This window comes from Henriciella pelagia, from assembly GCF_002088945.1.
Taxonomy (GTDB): domain Bacteria; phylum Pseudomonadota; class Alphaproteobacteria; order Caulobacterales; family Hyphomonadaceae; genus Henriciella; species Henriciella pelagia.
The window spans coordinates 129474-147395 of the sequence record NZ_NCSU01000016.1 but is presented as its reverse complement, the minus strand read 5'-3'; the positions used below and the strand labels follow the sequence as shown (position 1 = coordinate 147395).

Below are 17922 nucleotides of genomic sequence, written 5' to 3'. Positions count from 1 at the left end.
ATATGTGAAATTCCCCCGATCGGGGAAAAGCAGGATCTGTGCCAGATGGTTAAGGAAGTCCGCTGTAGCGGGCGTTACAGTTTGTCCTGCACCCACTCACGCGTGAGAAAGCCGTCAATCACGTCGCAGACGAGGCCGATTTCGGTCAGCGTGTTTATGAAGCGATTGGGGTCGACGAGGGGCTTGAAAATGGAGCCCGCCTCGAACTGGTCTTTCGCCTCAAGGGCGAGTGTCATGTGCCCGTCCTCGAAGATGCCGCGCAGCTTGCCACCCTTGAAGTGACGCTCCAGGGCGAGCAGGCGCTCCATCCGGTCTGGCGTGAGCAGGGTACGGGCCTCGACCTGGTCTGTGGAGTGGACGGTGAAGGCGTCTTCAAGTTCTTTCGAGACGAGGTCGACGCGCTGCAGGTCTCCGGCGCCCTTGCCGCGCTTCCACCATTTGTCTCGCGCGATGATGGTGCGGCCCATGAAGCGGTCGGGATATTCGACGTTGAAGAGAAGGCCCTGGAACTTGGTGACGGTGCGCCGGTTCTTGCCGGAGCCCTGCTGCTCGGTGAGCTTGCACTCGACCATTGTGAAGTCTGCGGCGGCACGCTGTCCGGTGATCAGGTCCTCGAATTTGCGACTGTCATAGGAGGGCATCAGGCCGGCATCCTTCAGCCGGTCAAAGGCCGGCGTGGGCGGGACGCTGGTGGCGGTGAGATTGCCGGAATTGGCCTTGATCCAGGTCCCGAGGCTGCGCAGGTCGGAGACCGACTTCATGTCATGGTGCAGCGTGTCATAGGTGAAGCCGAACGGCTCACAGGCGGCGCTGACGACGAGCTGCTTGGTCTGCGATTTCATGGAGAAGACCGGCACCCAGACCGCCGAGGACAGCAGGAAGGTCACCAGGATGCCGGCGAAGAAGCCGAACGGGAACATGGCGGTAAAGCCGAACTGCCAGGTGAGCACCAGGAGGCCCGCGAGCACGATGGCTGCCACGATCATGGTGCGACGGGTGGCCTTGTTGATGACGGCCTTGCGGTCGACTTCCATCCGCTCCAGCTCTGGCGAAAGCTTGTCGGCCCAGATCGCGACAGCGCTTTCAAATTCCGGCCGTCTGCTCCGGATCTCGTCGAAGTAGACGCTCATCACCGCCTGCATGCTCATTGGACTGTCCCCCTAGACGTCTTTTATTCGGACCAGAGGTCCCTGTCTGGCGAGGCAATATGGGAAAGTCTGGTTAGCAAGCCGTGAAGCGTTGCCACCTCCTCCGCGCTGATGGAGGACAGAAGGTCATGTTCATAGGCGAGCGCCCGCGGCAGGATGGCGTTATAAATCTCCCGGCCCTTCTTCGTCAGGCGCAGGGCGGCCTTGCGCCGGTCCGACGTGTCGGAGGTGCGTGAGAGAAGGCCGCGATCAAGCAGGGTGGCGGTGGCGCGGCTGACAGCGGGCTTGTCCATCAGGGTCCGGTTGGCGACTTCGGTCGAAGTGAGGCCTTCGCTCTCACCGAGGACAGCCAGGATGCGCCACTGCCAGATCGAGATCTCGAATTCGCGCTCATACATGTCCGCAATCTTGCGGGAGACTGCATTCGACAACACCGACAGCCTGTAGGGCAGGAAGCTGTCGAGCTTGAGGGTTGGGGCGGGTTTGCCGCTGGCGTCACTCATCCGTTATTTCGTCTCCAAACTTGATAATAGTTTCAAATGCAACTATTCTGATGACAACAATCTTAGGAGGTTAAGCACATGGCAGACCTGTTTGAAAATCCGGCTGGCCTCGACGGCTTTGAATTCATCGAATTTTCTGCGCCCGAAAAGGGCCATCTGGAGAAGGTCTTCGAGACGATCGGCTTCACGAAAGTGGCCCGTCACCGCTCAAAGGACGTTGAGCTCTGGCGTCAGGGCGGCATCAACCTCATCACCAATTACGAGAAGGGCTCACCGGCCTATTATTTCTCGCGCGAGCATGGCCCGTCGGCCTGCGGAATGGGCTTTCGTGTAAAGAATGCCAGACAGGCCTATGACCACCTCATCGCGCAGGGCGCCGAGCCATGCGATGTGCCGGTCGGCCCGATGGAGCTGAAGCTTCCTGCCATTCGCGGCATCGGCCATTCGCTGATCTATCTCATCGACCGCTATGATGATGAGGGCGATGGCCTCTCCATTTATGACATCGATTTTGAGTACCTGCCGGGCGTCGAAAAGCATCCCGAAGGGGCAGGCTTCAAGCTGATCGATCACCTGACCCACAACGTCTATAATGGCCGCATGAAGTACTGGGCGGATTTCTATGAGAAACTGTTCAATTTCAAGGAGATCCGGTATTTTGATATCAAGGGGGAATATACCGGCCTGACCTCCAAGGCGCTGACCGCACCGGACGGAAAAATCCGCATTCCGCTGAACGAGGAAGGCGAGGGCGGCAAGGGCCAGATCGAGGAGTTCCTGCGCGAATATAATGGCGAAGGCATCCAGCATATCGCGCTGATCTGTGACGACCTCGTGGCCTGCTGGGACAGGCTGGAAAAGCTCGGCGTGCCGTTCATGACGCCGCCGCCGGACACCTATTACGAGATGCTGGATGAGCGCCTGCCAGGCCATGGCCGCGATGTCGCCGAGCTGAAGAAGCGTGGCATCCTACTCGACGGCACGACCGAAGGCGGCGAGCCGCGCCTGCTGCTGCAGATCTTTGCGGAAACACAGATCGGGCCGGTCTTCTTTGAGTTCATCCAGCGCGTCGGAGACTATCGCCAGGGCTTCGGAGAGGGTAATTTCAAGGCTCTGTTTGAGTCGATGGAGCGCGACCAGATCAAGCGCGGGGCGCTGAAGGTCGATGAGAAGGAAAACGCTTGAAGATACCGCCGCCATTGGTCTTTGCCGAGCCGGTCCTCATCGGATGGGCCGTTGAGCGATTTGTACCGGCGACCGGCTTTGCTTTTTCCGGACAGATCCTCCTGGCCACGATTGGCTTCCTGTGTGGATCGGTCCTGCTGATCCTCGCCCTCACCGGGTTTCGCGCCAAGAAGACGACGGTCAATCCGCTGGACCCGTCGAAGGCCAGCGCGCTGGTCAGTGGCGGCATCTACAGGATCAGTCGCAATCCGATGTATCTCGGCATGGCGCTTGTCGCGTTCGGCATCTGCATCGCAGCGGGCTGGAGTGCAGGACTAGTGCTCCTGCCAGTTGCGGTGTGGTATATAAACGAGATGCAGATCAAGCCAGAGGAAGCCGCGTTGCGCGCGCGCTTCGGAAGCGATTACGACGCCTATTGCAAGCGTGTGCGGCGCTGGATCTGAACGGGAGGAGTTGAAATGCGGGAACGTCGAAGAATGCAACGGGGTCTGAAGCCCAACCTTCTGGCGGCTTCGATCGCGTTCATCATCTGCGCAGGCCTGCTGGTGGCGGATGTCCGGTTCGGCTTCATGCCATTTGGCGATCCGTGGCGGGCCGCCCTGTTTGGCGCCCTTGCCGGACTTGCCGGCTGGTCGGTCGGATACAAGTTCTTTCCGAAGAAAACCGAGATATCGGAGGAAACAGAATGAGCCAAGCAGCCCCCAATCTTCAAGGCGTTCATCACGTCGCCTATCGCTGCAAGGATGCGAAGGAGACGGTGGAGTTCTACAAGGATGTGCTGGGCATGGATTTCCAGCTCGCCATTGCAGAGGACCATGTGCCGTCCACGGGCGCGTATGACCCGTATATGCACGTCTTCCTCGATGCCGGGAATGGCAATGTGCTCGCCTTTTTCGAGCTGCCGAACCAGAAGGATATGGGCCGCGACGAGAACACGCCGCAATGGGTCCAGCATATCGCCTTCAAGGTCGCGACCATGGATGATCTGATGAACGCCAAGGCACGCGCAGAGAGCCGCGGGCTGGAGGTTGTCGGCCCGACGCATCACGGCATCTTCAAGTCGATCTATTTCTTTGACCCGAATGGACACCGGCTCGAGCTTGCTTGCAATATCGGCACGCCGGAGCAGATGAGCTCGCTGAAATCGGTGGCCGAAGACATGCTGGACGAGTGGTCGCGCACGAAGAAAGCGCCTCGACATGCTGCCTGGCTGCACGAGAAGATCGCGGAAGAGAGCTAGAGCGGGGCGCTTCTGCCGCTGCCGCGGCCTTCCACGCTGAAACCAGTCCACTGGACTGATTGCCGGGCGCTTCGAAGCCCCACCCCGACCCTCCCCAGTGGGGAGGGGGCGATGGTTTCAGATGTTTGCGCTATTCGCCCGCCGTGGTTCGACTTCGCTCACCATGTCGGGCTGTTTCTGACGTCTCAAAGGCCGACATGGTGAGCGAAGTCGAACCACGAGGCCGTGTGCGGAAGTTGAGCATCCCCGCGAAACGCCATCCCCCTCCCCTCAGGGGAGGGTCGGGGTGGGGTTCTTTACATTGAAATCAGAGCGCTAGCCTGCTTCCAGCACGTGGGTTTCGCCCCACGCCTTCAGTGCCAGCAGGATGGTCCTGACGGGAAGCCTGATGCGGCGACGCATCATGAGCGCACCGTCCTCTGACACGCTCAGGATAAGTGGGGAGGGGGCGACAAGCTGACATGACCGCAGCAGAAGCGCTCGTCCGAATTCTGTCAGGATGAGTGCTTCTGCTGGGTCAAAGGGTGGCCACAAGGTTCGACGTCGATCACCCGATGGGCATGATGAGACGTTCGAAGCGGCGCGCTCAGGCAGAGCGGCGCTGGGCCTCGGGCTGGATCTGCGGCTCGACCATCTCCTGCACGTGCCTGTGCAACGTGCGAGTCATGATCGGCTTGCAGAGGATGGTCACGCCCTTGAAACGGTCTGCCATGGCTCCGATGCGCGAGCCGGTGAGGAACAGGAAGGGGATGTTCTGATCGGCCAGCGCCTGCGCAATGGACAGAGACCACTCATTATAGAGTTTGAGATCGAGCACGGCGGCATCGATGTCTTCGTCCCGAATGGCGGACAGCGCGCCCTCCACAGAGCTCACAGGGCCGATCACACGAAAGCCAGCCGCTTCCAGATCGACCTTGATATGCAGGCCGATCATGAGTTCGTCTTCCACGACGAGGATGTTTTTCTTCTCAGACACTGTTCTCTTATCCGGTTTCTGACGCAAAGCGCGGACCATGTGAGGCAAATTTCTACTTCAAGCTGTCAGAGCCCAAAATTAAGTCTCTAAGAATTCAGGCCAGTTCGTGCAGCTTGGCGTTGGTTCTGCTGTAAGTACGGGCGATGTAATTGCAGTTGGCGCTGCAACCTGCGAGCCAGGGCTCAGTAAATCACCGTCATGACCAGTTCGTCGGAATAGTCGCCGGTGTTCACAAGCTGGCTTTCCGGGATGCGGCCATAGACCGTATGAACGCGTGAGGTGGCCACCAGTTGCAAGAACAGCGAGCCGGAGATGGCGCTGCCCTGGACACCGTCGCCCCAGACCATGGTTCGCGAAGAATTGCTGTAGATCTGGTAGGATAGCGCGTCGTCGCCGCCCTCCTCGCCGAGTGTGCGGGCGGCAATCGAGCCTGATCCGCCTGGCCCGAGCCGGATCTCATAGGAGACCAGGAGGTTGACCAGTCCGCTGCAGGTCACGGTCACTGTAGTGGCTGACTCTGCCGGCAGGCCGCTGAAGGGGGCATAGGGCGCAAACTGCATCGGCACGGCAGACACAGAACAGGAGGTCCCGGTGCCAAGCTGGGCCTTGGCGGGCAGGGCGGCGGCGGCGGCGAGGGCCGTAGCCAGAAGCAGGGCCCGGGTCACGGCCTTACCCCCGCCATTTCTACTCCCGGATTATGCAAGAGGTGGATTTCGCCCGCCCGGCGCAACGGGCCGACCCGGCGCGTCCAGGTTTTTCCCTGCCAGTCGATCTCGACCATGTCGTCATCGTCGGCACTGTCGCAATAGACGCGGCCGTCAAACCCGACGAGGCAGACATCCTGAGAGCCGGCGAGGCGGACGAGACTGCCGGTCTCGAGTGGATTGCCGTCCGGCGTGTAGACGGTGAAGGCGAGCGCCTGGCGTTGCTCGATCTTGAAGGTGACCTCGACCAGACCGCGGCGCGGAATGAAATCGGCCCGGTAGAGCCTGGCAACCTGGTCGAGAGGCAGGTTGTCAGGGTTGATGGTGAGCGTGTTGGTCTCGAAGGCGCGAAGGTTTGCGACCAGCGTGCTGCCATCATCACCCGTCGTGCCGACCTTGCGATCATACTGGTAAATCGGTGTGCCGGCGAGCGAGCCGGTCCGCACGAGAGCGGCTGAAGTACCGGTCTGGCGAGCGAAGCGCGCGTCGCCGCCGGCGAGCACGACGCCGCCGCGAATGCCTGCGGAGAGCTGGGCTGCCTCGCCGAAACGCCCGGCATTGAGGAAGAGGTCCATCGGCGCGGTGGATGTGATGAGGCTGGCCTGTATCGTCTCGATGCTGTCGCCCTGGCTCGCCTGCATGGACCATTGCGTGCCGAACTCGTCCTGGCGCGCGCGGGAGACCTGGAGGGAGAGCAGATCGTGTGACAGGGTACGGGTTGCGGCGGTGCGCGCGGAATAGTCGCCAAAGGTGGCGCGGAGGCCGAGGGAAAGGCCGGACTCTTCGCGTTCGATATCATGATAGGCCGACGCGAAGGCAGAGTAGCGGTTGCGCGCAAAGGCCCTGGTCCATGATACCGAGGCGAAGCGACGGTCGGTGAGCTGTGCGTCCGACTCTTCGGTATAGGTTGCGCGGAAGGTGCCGGCGTCGGTGAACTGGCCGATGCTGGCGCGGATCGAGACATCGGGGAAGGCGACGCCGCGAGCGGTGAGGCTGTCAGTGAAGTCATCGCTGGCGAGGCGGGCCTGAAGGTCGAAGCTGGTCTTGGCGGTCGTGCGATCGAGCCGCGCGCTGAGCATCTGGCCGGAACGGTTATCGCTGGAATGGCTGAGGGCACCTGACAGGTCGATGGTGCCGAGCGGGCCTGCAATGAATTGGGCGCCGCCACCGCCCATGACGCTGCCCGGTCCCATCTCAAGGAAAGCCTCGCAGGTGATTGTGTCGGTGAGCCCACGGCGCAGAAAGGCGTTGGCGAGCACCTCGTTTTCATAGGCAGCGCGCGGGCTGTTCAGGCGGCGCGGCACGCCGACGCTGACTGAATAGTCGGTCACGCCGGCAGCGAGTGCCCGGGGCGAGGAGAAGAAGCTGTAATCTTCCACGCGGGTCAGGCCATTGGCGTCGCGAATGGTGACCTCGATCTCGTTGAGGCCGGCCTCTGGCCGCAGGTCAAACGCGCTGAGGCCGGGATCAATGCTGGTGCGCTCGCGAACGATGCCATTGACGCGGATGTCGACGTCGGAGCGTTCCCTCAGCAGGGTCTTCAGCGTGTGAAAAGGCAGGTAGGACTGGTCGGGGTCCATGGAAAGATCGGTGCCGACCTGCAGGCCTGCGAAAGACGAGACCCGTCCCCAGACCGGCGCGCGGGTGAAGCTGTCGCCGATACTGAGCTGGGTGAGGCTGTCGATGAAGTCGTACTGATAGACTGTGCGGAAGCGTTCGACGCGCGTGCGGTCATCCGCGGAGATGAAAACGAGGTCATTCTGGAGCCGACCATGCGGTGTGTGGAGCTTGGCGGCAAGATCTCCGAAGGCCGACAAGCTCATCGCGTCGCCGGTGTCGAAGTGCTGGAGCGAGAGGCCGTAATCGGCGGTGAGGCCGGTGATCGGGCGGGCAAAGGCGGCGGGATGTGGCTTCGGAGTGTGCCTGCGGGCGGGCAGCCGGTCTGAATAGAGGTCGAGACGGGCCGATACGGGGTCGATGTCGACCGCCACGCCGGCGAGCGCCTGCAGGCAGATAGCGGTCCCGGCGCCTGCATAGAGGCCGGCTTCGATGAGCGGTCCGGCCTCTGCGCGGTCGCAGCTGCCTGAGACCTGCTCAACCTCAATCAGCTGGTCGCGGTCCTCGCCATTGATGAAGAGGGCGAGGAGCAAGGGCGGGGCGGTGTCAGGCAGGCTGGCGGGGAGGGCCTGGATGGGCCCTGCAAGAGCAGGCGCGCCGAGCACCGCCGCCGAGGCTGTGACCGCTGTCAGCCGCGAGAGGGCGGCGCTCACTGCCGGCCGCCGAGCTCAGCGGCATAGGGCGTCTGTCCGATGGCGTAACGCAGGGCGTGGATGTCGGGCCTGTCTGCCGGGAGGGGGAGGATGAGGCTGGACCAGGGCAGGACATAGGCGATGGACTGGCTGGCCGGGACAATATCGCCATCGGACGTCTCGAAGGCCAGCGCGTGCAGCCGCAGGTATCCGTCACCATCATTGACCAGCGCGACGGTGCCCGCTTCGGCGTCGATGCGCAGGTCCGCCTCAGAGCCGGCATCGCCCGCAAACATGCCAAGGATATATTGCAGGCGGATATTCAGCCGGGCGGCGGTTGCGGAAGTTGGCGCTTCAGATTTTTGCGGCAGTTCATCAATGACGATGCGCCAGGCGCCATTTCCGCCGGTGTCCGGCACAAGCATGCGCACGATCTGTGTCGCGCCCGGCTCAAGGCGAAAGATCTCCGGCGCGAAACGCACCGCCCGCGCGGGAGTGTAACGGTCAGCGCCGCCATCCTGGTCCCAGCCGAAAACACGAACCTGCATGGTGACCGTGCGCTCCAGCGTGGAGCCGATGGAGATTGAAGTTGCGCCGCCCTCAGCGGGGGCGTCGACCAGGATGGGAGAGACGGTCAGCTGCTGAGACAAGGCGGGCAAGGCCAGAACGGCGCTCGAAAGTGCTGTCAGGAGTGCCCGCATCTTCAGACTTCCCTAGAAGGTGACTGTCACCTGGACGCTGTCGCTATAGGTTCCGGCGACCTGGGGCGTCCCGGTGGTCTGGCCGTAGACGATGAGTGTGTCGGAGGGGCCGGTGCCAGCATTGGTGGAGCCGGTCGTGCCATCGCCCCAGACCGTCGTGAACCCGGCATCGGTGTAGAGCTGGTAGGTGAAGCTCGCGGTTTCTGTGTCGTGTGAGAGCGTGCGCGCGGAAATGTCGGCCGCATCGCCGCCATCGAGGGCGACCGTGAAGCCGTCGCTATTGGTGCAGGTGACCGTGACCGAGCCATTTGCGGTGGTTGTCTCGAGGCCGACATTCACAAATGAAACCGGCGATGTCGTAACCGCGCAGGTATTGAGCACCGTGGCGGTGACGTTCAGGGTTCCGGAGGCTTCGTCGGCGGCAGCGAGGGGAGCTGCCAGGGCGCACAGTGCTGTCAGTGCGATAATATCTTTCCTCATCAGCCAATACTCCCATGGTCTGGTTGAGAATAATCTACCCAGGAGTTATTAACAAAATCCTCGAACTCTCGATGAGGGGTGGCGGTCATGGGTTTTAAGTCATTGAAAAAACGGTGATTTCTATATTTTATATAGTATAGGAAATAGAGTATCACCTTCAATTCCAATCCCCCCGGAATATAAATCATAAGGTGTGGCGCTGGTGCGAAGGCCTTCGACGCTGCAGTCATTCACGATCAGGGATGATGCGAGTCCCTGCGCTGGATTGCAGGTGCCACCGCTTAGGGAGTTTCACTGCCTCGGGCATAAATGTAAGATTGCATATAATCTGACGCATGATAGAAAACGTTTGGCGTGTCCCGTGTAGCGGCTGCAATAATTTCAGCGCTGAATCGCCCGTCACTATTAACCCTCCGAGATTCTAACAGATTTGTCAGAATATTTTTTGGAATAGGGCTGCGCGTGGCCCGTCACTCCCCTGTCATGTCAACGACAAGGAGTGAAACATGATTACCTCGAAGACTTCCATGACCGCACTTGCCGCGCTCTTCGCGCTGGGCGTTGCGGCCCCCGCCTCGGCCCAGATTTCCGCTGACATCGCTGCGGACGTTGCCGTCAATGCGTCTGCCAATGCTTCTTCTGAAGAAGGCGTCGACGCCAGTGCAGACGCTGACACGTCGGCTGATGCAAGCGCAAATGCCGAAACGCCGGAAGGCAGCTCGGCGAGCGCCGATGCCGACGGCGAAGCCCGCGGCAGCGCCATGACTTCGCTGACATCGTCCGCCGATACGGGCGCCGCGATGGGCACGCTCGAAGAGAAGGGCGAGATGACCGCGACCGCCGCGACCGGACTGGTTGGCGATGCATCGAGCCGTCTCGATGCGACTGGCCGGACGGTTCGTGCCCGCGGTGAAGCAGCGGCCGACGGTGCCGCTTCGGCTGGACAGCGCGCCGCTGCCAATGGCCAGGCCCGCGGCGAAGCAGCGGCCAACGGTGCCGCTTCGACCGGACAGCGCGCGGCAGCCAATGGCCAGGCCCGCGCTGAAGGTGCGGCCCGCACGACGGGCAATGTTGCGACCAGTGGCGCTGCTCGCGCTGAAGGTGCAGCCCGCACGACCGGCAATGTCGCCGCCAATGGCGCAGGCCGCGTCGAAGCGCTGGCTGAAGCCGGAACCAGCAAGGCAGGCGCGCTGACCGGCACGGCAACCGATGTGTCCGGCGATACCCTCGCCAGCGCAACCGGGTCACTGGGCGAGACCACAGGTTCGCTGGACGTCACTGGTGACGTGGCATCGAACGTGACCAGCACGGTTGGCGATACGGTCAGCGCAGACCTTGCGGCAGATCTTGCCGCTGAAGTGACCAGCCAGGTCAACACGGACATCAATGACGCAGTGGATGAAGCGATCGTTGATGATGTGATCGGCTCGCTTGGCCTGTAAGCGTCCGATCACGGACAAGAAGCCGGCAGGGCTCCCTCGACCCCCTCACCAGCCTGCCGGCTTCTTTCTTCCCTGTGTGTATTAGTCAGTTTTTGCAATGCATTGATTTGTAACAGGTTTAATTTTCTCGTGATCTGTAACCGGAATAAAATCCGGGCCGGTTCGTCAGTGCATCATCGTGTGAATGGTGAAGGAGACAGACATGATCAGGACGACATCCATGACAGCATTGGCGGCTATACTGGCAGCAGGTTTCGCAAGCGCGGCGCCGGCTTATTCCTCAGATGAACCAGCCGGATTCAGAACAGCGATGAACGGCTCCGGTCAGGCATCGGGAAACGCAGGAGAAACTGGCGCTTCGCAGCAGCCCGAAACGGCTCCGGCAGCGGCTTCTGAAAAACCAGCCACCTACAGGACGTTCGACCTTCTGGATGGATCGCTGGCCGATGCAGGTGTCGATGCAGATATTCTCGCCGCCATGATGGTGGTGAAAGACGCGCTTGCGGATGTGGTCCTGGACGCCGACGCTCTCGCCGACATCGATATCCTGCGCTCAGCGCTCCTCGATGCCGGGCTTGATGCTGACGCAGCTGCGATCATCTCGGTGCTGAACGGGGCCTTGCTGAATGCGGACGTCCAGCCTGACCTGATGGCGGACATCGCGCTGCTCAATGGCGCGCTGCTCGATGCCTGCCTGCATCTCGATCTGGATACCGGACTCAGCGTGCTGAATGGTGCCCTGGTCGACACTGATATTCCGGTCGACCTTGTTGCAGACATTACGCTGCTGCATGGCTCGCTCGCGGATGTCGACCTTGATGGCTCCATCGATCTCAATGTCAGCCTGCTGGACTTCACCGATGGCGGTGTGCCGGCACAGGGTGCGTTCAGTGGCCTCGATATCGTCAATGGCGTGCTGGACGCAAAGGTTCCGCGAATTTCCGACACGGTCGCGGAGACCAAACATGTCGCTGGCCGCACGGTCAAACGCTCGGTCGGCAACACGGTGCACCACCTGCCCGGCGCGCTGGACACGCTGTCCGGTGCGGGCGGCGAAGCGCCGACCCCAATCGATGGCGGCGATCTCGATCTCGACGTGACAGCTGACGTCCTCGCGGACGTGACTGCAACAGTCGACGACATCGTGACCGCCGACATTCTCGCCGATCTCGTCGCGGACGTCTCCGCCGAGATCACATCAGAAATTAACGATGTCGTCGATACAAGCATCGTTGACGAGGTGACCGGTTCGCTCGGCCTGTAAGCGGACTTGTCATAGAAGCCGGCGGGACCCCCCACCCTTGCTAAGCCCCGCCGGCTTCGCCCTCCAGAACAGGCACGGAAGGCAAGAAAATGAAGGTTTCAAAACTCAGACTGCAAGCAGGTTTCGTCACCCTGTCGGCGCTGGCCCTGTCACAGACAGCTGTTGCCGAGGATACGGTGAAATTCACCTTTGAGGGCGGCGTTGGCGCCGTTGCGGACAGCAATGTCGGCATTCCCGATCTCGATCAGAATACGGACAATAGCGATGTTGCTGTCGAGCTGCGCGGACGGCTGCAGATGGATTACAAGCTGACCAAGGAAGCAGTGCTACGGGCTGGCTATGAGATCACTGACACGAGCTATCAGGATTTCGGCGAGTTTGACCTGCAGACCCATCGCGGCTTTGCCGAGGCGGAGTATGACTTCAAGGTCGTGAAGGCTGGCGTGCTGGCCAATTATGTTCACGCCCGGCTCGATGATGAGGGCTATCTCGACTATACGCAGATACAGCCCAATGTGTCGCGACTATTCGGCGACAAGGTGTTCCTGCGCGGCGCGTATGTGAAGACCTATAAGGATTTCAAGACCCAGGATGGGCGTGATGCCGAGGGCGATGCCGCCCGCGTCGATGCGTTCTTCTTCCTTGATGGCAACAAGCAGTACATCTCCGTAGGCGGACAGTATGGCGAGGAAGACGCCGAGCTGGACCAGTTCGACTTCCAGGGCGGCACTGCTCGTGCCCGCTATACCCAGCGCTTCGATGTTTTCGGCAAGCAGACGGTGATGCGCTTCGGGGCGGAATATGAGAACCGCGACTATCAGGCCATCGACCCCGCCATCGGCGAGGAGCGCAAGGACGAGATCGTGTCTGCCGAGAGCGATCTGGAATTCGAGATTGCCGGGCCGCTATCCATGGACCTTGGCTACAAGTATCGCGACCGCCAGTCGAACCTCGACAGCGCCGACTATGACGAACATGTCGGCAAGGTCGGCCTGAAGGTGGAGTTCTAGCCCCACCCCGACCCTCCCCGCGAGCGGGGAGGGTGACGGCCTGGCAGCAGCTGCTTCGCGAGCGGCCTAATGGTTCGACTTCGCTCACCATGTCGGCCTGCGTTACGTCAGAAATAGCCCGACAAGGTGATCGTCCTTCGACTTCGCTCAGGATGAAGGCGTTGGGGCGGTGGCTTTAATTGTCAGGCGAAAGGATGCCGTAGCCATAGGTGTCGTCGCGCCCGCCCTTGGGCCTGGAGCGGACGGAGGCGCGGATCAGGCTGTCGGTTGAGCCAGGCTCGAGGCGTCTCGCCCTGGTCCAGCCGCCAAGAAAGGCCGAGACGATGGGCGCAGCAAAGCTTGTCCCGGAGTCGCGGGTGACGGTGCCGCCGGGTTTGGCGACGGGAACATCGACACCGAGCGATGCCACGTCGACAAAAGCGCCGCGATTGGCCCAGCGATAGATCTTGCCGCCGGTATCGACGGCGGTGACGCCGACCACGCCCTCATAGGCCGCCGGGTAGAGCGGGCCGGAGGCGGGGCCTTCATTGCCGACAGCGGCGACGAAGATCGTGCCGGCTTTCTGTCGGGACTGGATGATCGCTTCCAGTGCGCGATTGGGCGGGCCGGTCAGGCTGATATTGATCACGGCGGCACCATTTGCCTGCAGCCAGTCGATCGCTTCGATCAGGCTGGCCGAGGTTGCGCCTGTGGTGCCATCGCTCGAGAGAAAGAAGGCCGAGGCGGCGAGAAGTTCGCGGTCGGACCTGTTTTTTGCCGTGTCATGCGCGGCAAGAATGGAGGCGACGGCGGTGCCATGCGTCTGGGGGCGAAACTCCCCCATGGCCACAAAGTCGGCTTCGTAGAGCTTGATATGCTGTAGGGCCGGATGGGTTTCGTCGACATCGGTATCCACGAGGCCGATGCGCAGCGTGCCCGGTTTCGGGGCGTCGATTGTCGTGGTCGCGCTCATCCGCTTTGCGATATCGGTTGCAAGGTCTGCCGGTTCGGCGGCGCCCCTGAAGACATGGTTGCGGTCGGATGGAGCAGCGCCGAGCGCGGCCAGCTTTGCCTCGATCGCCTCGGCGGTGGGGGTGTCCGATGTCAGGCTGACGATGAAGAGCGTTTCGCGCGCGCCTGTGAGTTCAGTGCGTTCGACAATGTTGACACCGAGGGCTTCGACTTCGCCGGCGCGGTCTGCCGGGACGAGGACGACCCATTCATTGCGCACCACAGGCCAGCCATCATCGACGTCCAGCTCAATCGGGCGGGCCCCGCGAACATTGACGGGAAGGCGGGAAATGCCGGGAATGGCCGCGGTGATGCCTTCGATCAGGCCCAATGTCTGGTCCAGCGTCCGGTCGAGCGCGACGAGTTCGATTGTGTCACCGAGCGTGTTGCCGACGTCTGTCGAGGTGACGATCTCGCCGACGCCGTCAAGGACGGGCAGACCTTCGAACAGGGTGCCGACCGTATCCAGCGTATCGTCCAGCGTGCTGCCGACCTGGCTGATCACCTGGTCTTCAACCGTGCGTTCGACGTCGCGCACCGTGTCGCCCAGCCTGTCGCCGAGCCCGGGCAGCAACTGTGCGTGCGCGGCCGGAATCATGGCAAGCAGGGTTCCGGCGCAAACAGCGCCAAGTCGCGAAAGAGAAGGGCGTAACGCCATGTCCGGCTCCAGATCTATAAAGTCATTATAGTAGGGACGGATCATTTCGGAAAAAATTTCATGCAGCCGGGAATAAAACCGCAGCTGGAACGTGAATGAGGTGAAATGACTAACAGGCCTGGTCTTAACAACGAGATTGTCGAAGCGATGCCGCATGTGCGGCGCTTCGCCTACTCGCTGACGCGGAACGCCGCGGATGCTGACGATCTCGTTCAGACTGTAATTGAGCGCGTCCTCGACCGGGGTGTCCCGGACGATGTCGAATTGAAGAAGTGGATGTTCAGAGTGTGCCGGAACCTATGGATCGATGGCCTTCGCGCGGCAAAGACGCGAATGGACGCTGTTCCTGAACTGAAGGACCAGCCCGCTGACACCTTGTCGAGCGAAAAGGTCGCCGCAGACCAGATGATGATGGCGAAGACACGCCAGGCCATCGACGAGCTGCCGGACGCCTATCGCGAAGTGATGACGGTCGTCGGACTTGGCGGGGCTTCCTACAAGGAAGCTGCGGCGATGCTGGACACCCCGATTGGAACGATCATGAGCCGGCTCGGCAGGGCGCGTGCCATGGTTGCAGAAAGGACAGGCTATCATGACTGATGCCCTGAAAGATCTAGATATCCGTCTCAGCGCCTATCTCGACGGCGAACTTTCGCCTGAGGACATGGCCGCGACCGAGGCGATGATCGCCGAAGACGAGGCTGTTGCAGCCCGTCTGGAAGCGCTCGCGGCTGCGCAGGCGGACTTCGATGCCGCAGCGAGTGAGATTGACGATGTTCCGATGAGCGCTGGCCTCAGCGCCCTGATCGATGATCTCGAAATCGGCGCTGTCGGCAATGACGCACCCTCCAATGTGGTCGAGTTTCCGTTCTGGAAGCGGGCCGGTGCCTTCGTCGAAAAACACCGCGCGATTGCAGCAGGTGTCGTCGTCGCTGCCGGGACCATGACGCTGACTACGGCGATCCCGGCCCAGGTGGCCAGCGTCGATACTCTCAGCGGAACCTATTACGCCGATAGCGGCCTCGGGCAGGTGCTCGAAGTCGCCGCGAGCGGCACACAGAATGACATCGGCAATGGGGCCACGGTAACGCCCCGATTCACTTTCGCGAGTGATGACGGATTTTGCCGTGTTGCCGATGTCAGCTCGTCCAGAACGGACGGCAGGCTGGTGGCTTGTCGGGCAGAAAACGCCTGGCGCATAGCCATCGCCACTTTCGGTGAGGCTCCATCCACCTCCCGTGGGGCATACCGAACAGCTTCTGCCGCGGGATCGCAAAGCGTCGAGGCGTTCCTCGATGCCGCGATGAGCGATGCCCCGCTCGACCTTGCGGTGGAAGCTGATCTCATTTCGTCCGACTGGACAAAACAACAGGCAGAAACGGAGTAAGCAATGGGTGCTCTCAGACTCAAAATCGCTGTCCTTGCAGGCAGCCTCGCCCTTACCGCCGCATGCGCAAGCACGCCGACCTATCGCGAGGCGGCGAACAGCCGGTCATCCGGCTATACGGACACGCAGATCGAGACCAATCGCTATCAGGTCGGCTACCGGCTGAATGATGATGATGTCGCGAAAGCCCAGTCGCTGGCGCTTCGCCGGGCGGCGGAACTCACCCTGCAGAAAGGGTTCGACACGTTCGAGATCGTTTCGCAGTCTGCCAATCGCGACACTGAGCGCGAGCGCACGCATCATATGCCGGGTCGCGGCGACACTGTGGTGCAGCGCAATTGCGGTCTGCTCGGATGCTCGACAACCGTGTCGCGCTTCCCGGACGACCCGTTCTACCATGATATCGAGACCGAGCGGAACACGACTGTCGTGATGCTCGAGATCATCCTTTCCGACAAGGATGCGAGCGTCAGCCCGTCGCTCTATGACGCGTCCGAAGTCTTCGCAAACCTGGCGGACTGAACATCCTCCGGCGAATAGCCATCGCCCGTCTTATCGGGCGATGGCGATCTCGCGGAAATTCTCCCCAATATTGGCGAAGGCGGCCTGCAGCTTCAGGGCGTCCGAAGCGTCGAAATAATTGGCCGTGCTGGAGGCGCACTCCCTCAGCATGTCCTTGGTCGTCGTATCGGTGATCTCGAAGGCGATGGTGTAGAGCTCTATGCCATTCGCCTTGATCTCGTTGCACGCCGCCCTGGTGATCTTGTTGGCGGCCGCTTCGTCATTCCTGGTGTGCATGCCGTTCCCGCTCGGCGCCTTTGTGTTGGCACCGTCGGACATCAGCACGATGGCCTTGCGCCCGCCGCTTGCCGCGAAGCTCGCTGCCTCGGTGCCTTCGGTGAAGGGCTCGTGGCTGGACAGCGTGCGCATGCCCCAGCTGAGGCCGGTCGGGATATAGGTCTCGTTCTTGATGGCCAGCTTTGCCACGGCGGACTTGAGCGCCTTGGCGTCATTGGTCAGCGGGACAATTGGCGATGGGCATGGCCAGCTGCTGCCCGTCACAAACCCTTCGACGCGTTTGGTCGCATAGCTCTTGTCCTGGATGTTGAGCGGGTCGGAGCGCGACTTCACGCAGCCATGCCAGGTCTTTGTCGATGAGGCCGGTTTGCAGACCTTTGGCGGGGTCTTGCCGCCGCACTCCCAGCGTCCGCAGGTCGAGCCAATGCCATCCCTGGTGCACTTGTAGGTAGACCAGGTACAGTTCTTCTTGTGCCAGCCGGATGGCGCGCTGCAGCTGGTCCAGCGATCGGTGCGGTCGGGTTCAACATCGAGCCAGGATTCGCCCTTGTGACTGGTACCGACATTCACATAGTCGGCGAAGGGCACGATGGAGGCTCTCACAGCGTCCGATTTCGGGTCGATCAGCATGTCGATAAAGTCATTCGCCGCCTTAGTCAGGGCAAGATGGCGCGTGCCGGTCATGGAGTAGGATGTGTCGAGCACAAGCGCTATTTCGGCCCTGGACGGATCGCCGAAGGCGGCCACGGACACGGCATGAACCGGCAACGTCTTGCGGCCGATAATCGACATGATGCCGGTTGGCATCGACCCTTGCACGCTGAGGCTGACTTCATCGTCTTCGCGTTTGGCGATGACGGCATCGAGCTGCATGACGCCAGTGAGGTCGAGTTCGCTGTCGAAGAATTCCTGGGCCATGGCCTGGATTTCCGTGTCGCTGCGCTTGTTCACGAGGCTCTCGCGCGCGACGGCGAGGGCGGCAAAGTCGAGGGCGTGCTGCACCTTGTTCTGCCGGTTCGAATGGCGGCTATTGTCGATGGCAAAGCCAGCGAGGCACAGCAGTGGCAGCAGAACCAGCGCAAACATCATGGCCGTCGTACCGCGCATATTGCGTCGCCAGTGGCCGATCACGTTAAATGCCGAACGTGTTGTCATGAACGGTAACCTGTAGGGCTGATTACAGCACC

General features: G+C 61.4%; 19 protein-coding genes. 10 read left to right on the top strand and 9 right to left on the bottom strand.

Annotated features, from left to right (window positions below):
- Positions 1–74: 74 nt before the first annotated feature.
- Positions 75–1148, bottom strand: coding sequence for a DUF3137 domain-containing protein (locus B8746_RS16795; protein WP_084394865.1), 1074 nt, complete (start codon positions 1146–1148; stop codon positions 75–77).
- A gap of 23 nt (positions 1149–1171) precedes the next feature.
- Positions 1172–1651 (bottom strand): MarR family winged helix-turn-helix transcriptional regulator, encoded by a 480-nt coding sequence (locus tag B8746_RS16790; protein ID WP_084394864.1) that lies wholly within the window; start codon positions 1649–1651, stop codon positions 1172–1174.
- A gap of 78 nt (positions 1652–1729) precedes the next feature.
- On the opposite strand from B8746_RS16790, the gene hppD reads away from it, so the two are divergent.
- From hppD to B8746_RS16770, 4 genes are read left to right on the top strand one after another with little or no spacing between them, the layout of a single operon-like run.
- Positions 1730–2836 (top strand): 4-hydroxyphenylpyruvate dioxygenase, encoded by a 1107-nt coding sequence (gene hppD / locus B8746_RS16785; protein ID WP_084394863.1) that lies wholly within the window; start codon positions 1730–1732, stop codon positions 2834–2836.
- Entirely contained in the window at positions 2833–3279 is a 447-nt protein-coding gene (locus B8746_RS16780; RefSeq protein ID WP_084394862.1) for a methyltransferase family protein, read from the top strand. The genes hppD and B8746_RS16780 overlap by 4 nt, the downstream gene beginning before the upstream one ends.
- 33 nt (positions 3280–3312) lie before the next feature.
- On the top strand, positions 3313–3525 hold the full coding sequence (locus B8746_RS16775; protein WP_084394861.1) for a hypothetical protein: 213 nt from the start codon (positions 3313–3315) through the stop codon (positions 3523–3525).
- Positions 3522–4076: a VOC family protein gene (locus tag B8746_RS16770; protein ID WP_084394860.1), complete on the top strand. Its 555-nt coding sequence runs from the start codon at positions 3522–3524 to the stop codon at positions 4074–4076. Before B8746_RS16775 ends, B8746_RS16770 begins: the two co-directional genes overlap by 4 nt.
- 586 nt (positions 4077–4662) lie before the next feature.
- Here B8746_RS16770 and B8746_RS16765 read toward each other — a convergent pair.
- The 5 genes from B8746_RS16765 to B8746_RS16745 all read right to left on the bottom strand — a co-directional run bounded on the left by B8746_RS16765 (position 4663) and on the right by B8746_RS16745 (position 9186).
- Positions 4663–5052, bottom strand: coding sequence for a response regulator (locus B8746_RS16765; RefSeq protein WP_158084685.1), 390 nt, complete (start codon positions 5050–5052; stop codon positions 4663–4665).
- A 182-nt stretch (positions 5053–5234) separates the two neighbouring features.
- Entirely contained in the window at positions 5235–5717 is a 483-nt protein-coding gene (locus B8746_RS16760; RefSeq protein WP_084394858.1) for a Csu type fimbrial protein, read from the bottom strand.
- On the bottom strand, positions 5714–8026 hold the full coding sequence (locus B8746_RS16755; RefSeq protein ID WP_084394857.1) for a fimbria/pilus outer membrane usher protein: 2313 nt from the start codon (positions 8024–8026) through the stop codon (positions 5714–5716). Before B8746_RS16755 ends, B8746_RS16760 begins: the two co-directional genes overlap by 4 nt.
- Positions 8023–8706, bottom strand: a complete 684-nt coding sequence (locus B8746_RS16750; protein ID WP_084394856.1) for a fimbrial biogenesis chaperone — start codon at positions 8704–8706, stop codon at positions 8023–8025. Before B8746_RS16750 ends, B8746_RS16755 begins: the two co-directional genes overlap by 4 nt.
- Before the next feature lie 12 nt (positions 8707–8718).
- A complete protein-coding gene (locus B8746_RS16745; protein ID WP_084394855.1) occupies positions 8719–9186 on the bottom strand; it encodes a Csu type fimbrial protein in 468 nt (155 codons plus the stop codon).
- 506 nt (positions 9187–9692) lie between these two features.
- Here B8746_RS16745 and B8746_RS16740 point away from each other — a divergent pair.
- The 3 genes from B8746_RS16740 to B8746_RS16730 all read left to right on the top strand — a co-directional run bounded on the left by B8746_RS16740 (position 9693) and on the right by B8746_RS16730 (position 12902).
- Entirely contained in the window at positions 9693–10628 is a 936-nt protein-coding gene (locus tag B8746_RS16740) for a hypothetical protein (protein ID WP_084394854.1), read from the top strand.
- Between the two features lie 202 nt (positions 10629–10830).
- Positions 10831–11892: a hypothetical protein gene (locus tag B8746_RS16735; protein ID WP_143434638.1), complete on the top strand. Its 1062-nt coding sequence runs from the start codon at positions 10831–10833 to the stop codon at positions 11890–11892.
- A gap of 89 nt (positions 11893–11981) precedes the next feature.
- A complete protein-coding gene (locus B8746_RS16730) occupies positions 11982–12902 on the top strand; it encodes a surface lipoprotein assembly modifier (protein WP_084394852.1) in 921 nt (306 codons plus the stop codon).
- 175 nt (positions 12903–13077) lie between these two features.
- Here the strand turns inward: B8746_RS16730 and B8746_RS16725 are convergent, their stop codons facing one another.
- Entirely contained in the window at positions 13078–14550 is a 1473-nt protein-coding gene (locus tag B8746_RS16725) for a S8 family serine peptidase (RefSeq protein WP_158084684.1), read from the bottom strand.
- Positions 14551–14655: 105 nt separating this feature from the next.
- Between B8746_RS16725 and B8746_RS16720 the strand changes: the two genes are divergently transcribed.
- From B8746_RS16720 to B8746_RS16710, 3 genes are read left to right on the top strand one after another with little or no spacing between them, the layout of a single operon-like run.
- The gene (locus B8746_RS16720) at positions 14656–15150 is read left to right on the top strand and encodes an RNA polymerase sigma factor (RefSeq protein WP_084394850.1); all 495 of its coding nucleotides are present in this window, start codon (positions 14656–14658) and stop codon (positions 15148–15150) included.
- The gene (locus B8746_RS16715; RefSeq protein ID WP_084394849.1) at positions 15143–15937 is read left to right on the top strand and encodes an anti-sigma factor; all 795 of its coding nucleotides are present in this window, start codon (positions 15143–15145) and stop codon (positions 15935–15937) included. Before B8746_RS16720 ends, B8746_RS16715 begins: the two co-directional genes overlap by 8 nt.
- Positions 15938–15940: 3 nt before the next feature.
- Entirely contained in the window at positions 15941–16459 is a 519-nt protein-coding gene (locus B8746_RS16710; RefSeq protein WP_084394848.1) for a CC0125/CC1285 family lipoprotein, read from the top strand.
- A gap of 30 nt (positions 16460–16489) precedes the next feature.
- Here the strand turns inward: B8746_RS16710 and B8746_RS16705 are convergent, their stop codons facing one another.
- Positions 16490–17890, bottom strand: coding sequence for a pilus assembly protein TadG-related protein (locus B8746_RS16705; protein WP_084394847.1), 1401 nt, complete (start codon positions 17888–17890; stop codon positions 16490–16492).
- Positions 17891–17922: the final 32 nt, after the last annotated feature.

What these genes read in the sequence shown, in the direction of transcription:
- B8746_RS16790 (WP_084394864.1), bottom strand. Translation starts at nt 1,651, where the DNA reads ATGAGTGACGCCAGCGGCAAACCCGCCCCAACCCTCAAGCTCGACAGC.
- hppD (WP_084394863.1), top strand. Translation starts at nt 1,730, where the DNA reads ATGGCAGACCTGTTTGAAAATCCGGCTGGCCTCGACGGCTTTGAATTC.
- B8746_RS16795 (WP_084394865.1), bottom strand. Translation starts at nt 1,148, where the DNA reads ATGAGCATGCAGGCGGTGATGAGCGTCTACTTCGACGAGATCCGGAGC.
- B8746_RS16705 (WP_084394847.1), bottom strand. Translation starts at nt 17,890, where the DNA reads ATGACAACACGTTCGGCATTTAACGTGATCGGCCACTGGCGACGCAAT.
- B8746_RS16745 (WP_084394855.1), bottom strand. Translation starts at nt 9,186, where the DNA reads ATGAGGAAAGATATTATCGCACTGACAGCACTGTGCGCCCTGGCAGCT.
- B8746_RS16740 (WP_084394854.1), top strand. Translation starts at nt 9,693, where the DNA reads ATGATTACCTCGAAGACTTCCATGACCGCACTTGCCGCGCTCTTCGCG.
- B8746_RS16715 (WP_084394849.1), top strand. Translation starts at nt 15,143, where the DNA reads ATGACTGATGCCCTGAAAGATCTAGATATCCGTCTCAGCGCCTATCTC.
- B8746_RS16735 (WP_143434638.1), top strand. Translation starts at nt 10,831, where the DNA reads ATGATCAGGACGACATCCATGACAGCATTGGCGGCTATACTGGCAGCA.
- B8746_RS16770 (WP_084394860.1), top strand. Translation starts at nt 3,522, where the DNA reads ATGAGCCAAGCAGCCCCCAATCTTCAAGGCGTTCATCACGTCGCCTAT.
- B8746_RS16750 (WP_084394856.1), bottom strand. Translation starts at nt 8,706, where the DNA reads ATGCGGGCACTCCTGACAGCACTTTCGAGCGCCGTTCTGGCCTTGCCC.
- B8746_RS16775 (WP_084394861.1), top strand. Translation starts at nt 3,313, where the DNA reads ATGCAACGGGGTCTGAAGCCCAACCTTCTGGCGGCTTCGATCGCGTTC.
- B8746_RS16725 (WP_158084684.1), bottom strand. Translation starts at nt 14,550, where the DNA reads ATGGCGTTACGCCCTTCTCTTTCGCGACTTGGCGCTGTTTGCGCCGGA.
- B8746_RS16720 (WP_084394850.1), top strand. Translation starts at nt 14,656, where the DNA reads ATGACTAACAGGCCTGGTCTTAACAACGAGATTGTCGAAGCGATGCCG.
- B8746_RS16730 (WP_084394852.1), top strand. Translation starts at nt 11,982, where the DNA reads ATGAAGGTTTCAAAACTCAGACTGCAAGCAGGTTTCGTCACCCTGTCG.
- B8746_RS16710 (WP_084394848.1), top strand. Translation starts at nt 15,941, where the DNA reads ATGGGTGCTCTCAGACTCAAAATCGCTGTCCTTGCAGGCAGCCTCGCC.